Annotated in this window: 5 protein-coding genes and 1 riboswitch; of the genes, 2 read left to right on the top strand and 3 right to left on the bottom strand. The window is 53.8% G+C overall.

Features of this window, described 5'->3' with window-relative positions; translation table 11 throughout:
• On the bottom strand, positions 1 to 1,016 hold a 1,016-nt coding region (locus tag ACI31J_RS00120; RefSeq protein WP_439772436.1), incomplete at its 3' end, for a cation diffusion facilitator family transporter.
• Between the two features lie 127 nt (positions 1,017 to 1,143).
• Positions 1,144 to 2,577 carry a C69 family dipeptidase gene (locus ACI31J_RS00115; protein WP_439772435.1) on the bottom strand — a complete coding sequence of 478 codons (1,434 nt, stop codon included), beginning with the start codon at positions 2,575 to 2,577 and terminating at the stop codon, positions 1,144 to 1,146.
• A 194-nt stretch (positions 2,578 to 2,771) separates the two neighbouring features.
• Positions 2,772 to 2,869, top strand: a riboswitch (purine riboswitch).
• Between the two features lie 95 nt (positions 2,870 to 2,964).
• On the opposite strand from ACI31J_RS00115, the gene ACI31J_RS00110 reads away from it, so the two are divergent.
• Both ACI31J_RS00110 and nhaC read left to right on the top strand, forming a co-directional pair.
• Positions 2,965 to 4,275, top strand: coding sequence for a nucleobase:cation symporter-2 family protein (locus tag ACI31J_RS00110; protein WP_439772502.1), 1,311 nt, complete (start codon positions 2,965 to 2,967; stop codon positions 4,273 to 4,275).
• Positions 4,276 to 4,658: 383 nt separating this feature from the next.
• Complete coding sequence (gene nhaC / locus ACI31J_RS00105; protein WP_439772434.1) at positions 4,659 to 6,032, top strand: Na+/H+ antiporter NhaC; 1,374 nt, start codon at positions 4,659 to 4,661, stop codon at positions 6,030 to 6,032.
• A gap of 33 nt (positions 6,033 to 6,065) precedes the next feature.
• Here the strand turns inward: nhaC and ACI31J_RS00100 are convergent, their stop codons facing one another.
• Positions 6,066 to 7,187, bottom strand: a complete 1,122-nt coding sequence (locus tag ACI31J_RS00100) for an aminotransferase (RefSeq protein WP_439772501.1) — start codon at positions 7,185 to 7,187, stop codon at positions 6,066 to 6,068.
• Positions 7,188 to 7,197: the final 10 nt, after the last annotated feature.

Below are 7,197 nucleotides of genomic sequence, written 5' to 3'. Positions count from 1 at the left end.
CCGCTGACGTCGTGATCAGAGAACGAATGGGGATCCGGCATAAACGAAATATCGACATCAATGATCCCAAACTGCTTGCGAAGCATCCGCTCAATCTTCTCCGACAGCTGATAGCTTTCCAGCACCGTCATCTTACCGTTGACGATCAACGTGGCGTCCAGTGAGACGACGTTTCCGTTATAGTGAGCCTTGAGCTCCACGATTCCGTGAACCTTCTTCACTTTCAGAATAGCGTCGTGATACTGTTTTTCTGCCTTGGGGTCGAAGTAGTCCGCCAGGTTCAAACTGGTTTCAAAGAAGATCTTCAATCCGGAATAGAGAATGAAGAAGCCAACTACGATACTGGTGACTCCATCTAGCCAGGTCAGGTGGAAGAGCAGGGCCCCAGCAATTGCCACCATGGTCCCGATACTGGTAAAGGCGTCACTCAAACTGTCCTGGGCCGAGGCTAGCAGGGCGGCGTTGGACAACTTGCGCCCCGTCCGCCGGTTCATGTACCAGACGACCAGCATGATCACGGAGGCAATTCCGGCTCCGATGATGGCCACCGGGTCGGGAACAACCCGCTTGTCCGGGGTAAGCAGCCCCTTAATGCCGTCACCGATAACGCTCAGGGCAATTGAGATCATCACCACCGCCGTGACCAGTGAGAAGACCGTTTCGTAGCGCCACCGGACAAACTGGATCCGCTGGTCGCCCCCGAGCACTTTCTGGTACTTGCTGTCGGGGAGCTTGACCCCGGCAATGTCATCATCGTTAATGTCCTGGGCGATGTGCAGGCCCATCATCAACAGGACCGTCGAGATGATCCCGGACAGGTTGTTGAAGGCATCCGCACGCAGGGTCTGTGATTGACTAATGGCGGCCAGCCAGTATTCCAGAATCGAGATTGCAAAGTAGGCCACGACGTTGTAGATCAGGTGACGCTGAGCGGCCCGAATCTTGGTTAGTTCATCGGCCTGACTCTGCTCCCACTGCTTCATTTCTCGTGTAACGTGTTTCTTTAGCTTGCTCAATTTCACTACTCCCCAATGAAAAGTCTGCCCTCAATTTTAACACTAAAAAAGCCCGGCCGTGCGTGATCCCAAAAATCAATGGGAGATCACGCCCAACCGGACTTCTTTTGGTTCGATTATCTAACCATTAGAGATTGTCGCCCCGTTCGAATTGGAACTTGGAATTCAAGAGGGCCTGGTGAATCAGGCTGCTCATCAACTGATGAGTCGCCGCCGTTACGTGGGCCGCCGATTCCTTGTTGGCCGCAGTCAGGTAATCGGTCAGTTCTTCACCGTGCTTGCCAGCCGCCCCCGCAGTAATTGCATCCACGCGGCCGACGCCATAGCTCTGACAGCCATCGCGGAAGTCGTTTACCTCGTTGATGAATTCGTGGTAGCGCGGTTCCACGATTACCTCAAGCAGCTTGTGCATCCAGTAGGCACTCTTGTCAGGATCAGCATCATTGGTTGCCACCTGGTAGTTAGCCGGGGTGTCGTTGATGTTGGTAAAGAATGGCACGTATGGGCTGTAGCAGTAAAAGCCAAAGTTGATCCATTGAATAGCGGCGTATTCTGCCGGAACATCATTGCGGATCTGCAGGATACAGGAGCTCTGGTTCCGGTCGAGGGCAATTGAACGGAACTTCCGCTGTTCTTCAGGCGTTCCGGAGGCATAAGTGCCCATTGGATCGTATGGAGTGCCATTATAGTGTGATGACAAGAACTGTTCGACATCTTCAACCGCGATCTTCTTCTCCGCATGCTGGATGAACGGAATGTTCTGGCTGGTAGGATCCTGTTCTAGCGATGGGGTGAAGAGCTTCTGACCATACCAGGAACGCGGTGTGTTGTAGTAAGCGTCCGCCTCATCCTGGGTCCCGAAGATGTTTCGGAAGTTGAAACTGCCCGGATTCGGGTTCAGGTGGAACTTCTCCACAAACTCCTGGATGCCGCTCGCGTACATGTAGTTATCAGGATCATCGAAGTCGATTTCCTCAATACACATGATGTTTGGGGCAATGGCGTAGGCATCATCTGGGATCCGCTGGGCTACCCACTGGTGACCACCAGCGGTTTCCAGGTACCAAACCTCGTCGTGGTCACTGAAGGCGATCCCGTTTGTTTCACCGGTACCATATTTCTCAATCAGGTGGCCCAGGCGCTGAACCCCTTCCCGCGCGCTCTTGATGAACGGCAGGACCAGGTACAGCATCGAGTCCTCATTGACCCCATCAGTGACCAGTGGATCGTGGCCGAGGACCCGAGCGTTGGTCATCTCGGTCTCGGTCGAACTCATGGCAACGTTATATTCGTTGATCCCCTGCTCATCCCAGCGGCCTTCATCGGGAACTCCGTTGGGTGTTGCCGTGAACCGGCAGCCTTGGCCTTCCATGTCAACGGTCAGGCCGTTGTACTTGGAAACATAGTGCTCACCGGTATAGTCCTTGGCGGGAAACACCTTGAAAGTCTTTGGATTAACCCCGTCCTCGGCATCCTCGTCCCGGGCAATAATTGTAGAACCATCAATCGTGGCGTTTTTACCGACCAGCATCGCCGTACAGCTGCTCATCTTTTTCTTCATAATGCTTTTCGCATCCTCTCTATTTGCTTGGCAATCAACTAATTTCTTTCTAATATAATACCACTTTATCTCATTTACTCCTAATCAAGTTATCCGTGGTAATATGAACAATTCCTTATTATCTAGCGGGCAACCGATATAAAAGCCGAACGAGCGTCTTGCATCGGCACCGATTCCGTGTTAGGATAACAACACTTCCAATGAAATCAATAGCCTATATAATGCCGTAATATGGACGGTAGTTCCTACCCAAAGCCGTAAACTTTGGACTATAAGCGAATTGAACGCCAGCTCTTTTTGCTTTACTCGGCAAAGAGAGCTTTTTTATTTGGCTGTTGATCGAATTGACCATCACTATCTTAGGAGGAATAATTTGTGAAACAACCAATGACCGTCACGACCCATGTCCACCACCTAAACTTCGCGGACCAATGGAAAAACTTCGTGCTGGGCTTTCAACACCTGTTGGCAATGTATTCTGGGGACGTCCTCGTCCCGCTTTTAATCGGGCAGTATCTGCATTTTTCGACCCTGCAGATGACCTACCTGGTTTCAATTGACATCTTCATGTGCGGGGTAGCAACGCTCCTGCAACTGAGACGGACCCCCATCACCGGGATCGGTCTTCCCGTTGTCCTTGGTTGTGCCGTCCAAGCCGTCACGCCGCTAGAATCGATCGGTGGCAAGCTTGGAATTACCTATATGTATGGAGCGATCATCGCGGCGGGAATCTTCGTCTTCCTGATTGCCGGCTTTTTCGCCAAGCTCAAGCGCTTCTTCCCACCAGTGGTCACCGGTTCCCTGATCACTATCATCGGTTTCACACTGGTCCCGGTCGGCTTCCAAGACCTCGGCGGGGGGTCTGCTTCGGCCCACGCCTTCGGTAGCCCAGCCAACCTGCTGATCGGCTTTTTGACCATCGCTATCATCCTGGTGTTCAATGCCTTTGGCCGCGGTTTCATCAAGTCCATCGCCATCCTCTTGGGAATCCTGATCGCCTCCTTCATCGCTGGCGCCATGGGCTTTGTCTCCCTAAAGCCCGTCAGTGAGGCGGCCTGGTTCCACGCCCCGCAACTGTTCTTCTTTGGGGTACCCAAGTTCAACGTCAGCGCCATGGTCACCATGATGCTGGTCTCCTTGACCACCATGATCGAGTCCACCGGGGTCTTCTTTGCCCTCAGTGACATCACCGGCCGCCAGCTGACCAGCAAGGACCTCGAACGGGGTTACCGGGCCGAAGGAATTGCCGCCATCCTGGGGGGCTTGTTCAACACCTTCCCGTACTCGACCTTCTCCGAAAACGTCGGCGTACTGAAGATGTCCGGGGTTAAGACCCGGCGCCCCGTCTACTACGCGGCCTTCCTGCTGCTTTTGCTCGGTCTCTTGCCAAAGGTTGGCGCGCTGGCTACGGTCATTCCAACGCCCGTTTTAGGTGGTGCCATGATCGTTATGTTCGGCATGGTCGGTGTCCAGGGGGTCCAGATCCTTCACAAGGTGGACTTCTCCAATAACGCCAACCTGCTGACCGCCTCGGTTTCCATCGGCCTCGGTCTGGGGGTCACCATGTACCCGCACATCTTCCAGTACATGCCAACGGAAATCCAGATTATCCTGGGTAACGGCATCGTCGTCACCAGTGTCTCCGCAGTCCTGCTGAACCTGCTCTTCAACCACCGCTGGGCACGGGCCACTAATTAACGTTCTCATTTTTCTTTAATTTGTGTATTGACATTCTCATTTCAGCACGATATTATGGTTGCAACAATTATCGTTTCAGTAGACATCCTGTTGGGCGTAAGAGAGCCGGTGGTGAGGTGCGAACCGGTCAGGCAGGAGTGTTCGAATTATCGCGAGGATATTAATTGTCCGGCCATATTCAGTGCCGTTACCACCTGATACGAGTGCGCACAATGCGTATACTGGGTGGTACCGCGGTTTATAAATCGTCCCGTTGATTAAGTTCAACGGGGCGTTTTTTATTTAAGAAAGGAGTTTAACATGCAAGATTGCGGTGGAATTGTTCGATATCTTAACCGTACGTAGGTCAATTCACTAGGTACCATTAAGAAGGAGCAATAACTATGAAAAAAATTAGTTTCGGTGAGTCCATCACCATCTTAATCATCATGCTGATCATCTTGGGGACAGCGGTCATTCACTTTGGCCTCTCCCCACAGATTCCCGTCCTGTTTACCATCGCCTTGCTCATCTTCTGGGCTAGGTTCCGTGGCGCCTCCTGGGACGACATCCACCAGGGAATCCAAGACGGAATCGGGACGGCCATCATCCCGATCTTCATCTTCATCTTGATCGGGGCTTTGATCGCTGTCTGGATCCAGGCGGGAATCATCCCGTCCATCATGGTCGCTGGCTTCAAATTAATCAGCGGACGGTTCTTCGTCCCGTCCGCCTTCGTCGTCTGCTCCCTGGTCGGTTTGTCCATCGGGAGTGGGTTCACCACCATCTCCACGATTGGAATCGCCCTCTTTGGGATGGGGGCAGCGATGGGGGTCAATCCTGCTCTGGTTGCCGGGGCCATCATCTCAGGGGCCGTCTTCGGGGACAAGATGTCGCCCTTGTCTGATTCCACCAACCTGGCATCCGCCATTGCCGGCAGCGACCTCTTTGCCCACATCAAAAACATGATGTGGTCCACCATCCCGTCATTCATCGTTTCCTTCATCCTCTTTTGGATCCTGGGTAACAGCAATGGTCAGATGAGTACCGCCAAGATCAACCACACTATCACTATCTTGCAGACCCACTTCACGGTCAGCTGGTGGGCACTGTTGCCGATCATCTTGATGTTCGTCTGCGCTTGGCGCCACATCCCGGCCATCCCGACCTTGTTCATCAACATCCTGGTGACCGTGGGGATGATCTTTATCCAAAAGCCTGGCGAATCACTGAAGTCACTGACCAACCTGATCTCCGATGGCTTTGTTGCCCACACCAGTGACGCGGCCGTCAACACCTTGCTCTCCCGGGGTGGGATCACCAGCATGATGGGCACCGTCTCCTTGATCATCGTTACCCTCTCCCTCGGGGGGATCCTAATGCAGTTCCACGTCGTCCAGTCCGCCATGGAGCCGCTGGTCAAGCGCCTTTCCAAGCCTGGTCCGCTGGTCACGACCACCATCCTGTCCGGAATCGGGATCAACCTCTTCGTTGGGGAACAGTACCTCTCTGTCATCCTGCCAGGGAAGGCCTTCAAGCCGGCATTCCAACGGATGGGGCTCTCCCCACTGGCGCTCAGCCGGGTCCTCGAGGATGGGGGCAGTGTCATCAACTACCTGATTCCATGGGGCGTGGCCGGCTCCTTTGCAGCAGCAACGCTGGACGTTCCCGTCCTCCATTTCCTGCCATTCGTCTTCTTCAGCCTTTTCTCCCCCGTCTTCTCAATTCTCAGCGGGTTCACCGGGATTGGTCTGAAGTGGGCTAAGAAGCAGGCATAAACAAAAAGGATCGCATAATGCGATCCTTTTTGTTTAGTCGTATTGGTGCATGTACTTGGAAAGCCGCTTCAGACCCTCACGCAGCGTTGCCTCGGGCGCACAGTAGCCCAGCCGGACGTGTCCAGGGGTATCAAAGGCATCCCCGGGTACCAGCAGGACACCCTCATCCTTCAGCAGGTTTTCACAGAAGGTGTGGATATCCACCGGCACATCCAGCTTCGGGAAGGAGGTTGAAACAGCCCGCGGCATCACAACGCTGGCCCGGTCCTCATGGTCAATCCAGTCCTTGTAGATTGCCAAGTTGCCGAGGACCAGCTGACGGTTTCTGGCCAGAACCTGATCCCGGTGCCGCAGGACATAGGTAGCCAGCTGGTCATTGAAGACCCCGCCGCAAATCATGGTGTAGTCCCGGAACTTCCGAAAGACATCCGCCAGTTCGGCATTCGTCGCCGTCCAACCGATCCGTACCCCCGGAACGGAGTAAGTCTTCGACAAGGAATTGGTCGAGATTCCCTTGTCATAGAGATCAACGATCGGGGTGAAGTCCTCGGGATGGTCGAGGGGCAGGTAAACCTCATCGACCAGGACGTAGGCGCCGACCGACTTAGCGATCTCTACCACCTGCTCCAGGAAGCCCCGGTCCAAGATAGTCCCGGTCGGGTTGTTGGCATTGTTCAGGCAGATCATCTTGGTGTCCGGGCGGATCAGCTGCTTTAACTCAGCGAGGTCCGGGTACCAGTTGTCCTCCTCATGGATGTGCCAATAGTCGACCTCAGCCCCCAGCGACTTCGGAATATCATACAGCTGCTGGTAGGACGGATACTCAGCAATGACGTGGTCCCCACGCCCAATTAGCGCATAGAGGGCCAAGATGTTAGCCCCGGTTGCCCCGTTAGTCTGCAGGATGTTTTCGGGCTCAACGTGCCGATAGAGCTTGGCAACCTCCTGCTTGAATTCCGGTGAACCCTCGATCCAGCCGTAGTTCATCTTCTGCTGATCCAGCATTTCGTAGAACTCCTGACCGTTGTGGCCGTCCAGATTGAGCAGCTCGTGCATGCTCATGGACGCAATGGTACTCTGCGAGATGTCGTAAGTGGCACTCTTTTCCCACTTGTTAAGCCAAGATTCAACGCCAAATGGTGCAATTTCAACCATAATAAAACCT

The organism is Limosilactobacillus sp. (genome assembly GCF_051873075.1).
Taxonomy (GTDB): domain Bacteria; phylum Bacillota; class Bacilli; order Lactobacillales; family Lactobacillaceae; genus Limosilactobacillus.
The sequence above is the reverse complement of the archived record's forward strand: the minus strand, read 5'-3'. Positions and strand labels throughout refer to the sequence as shown.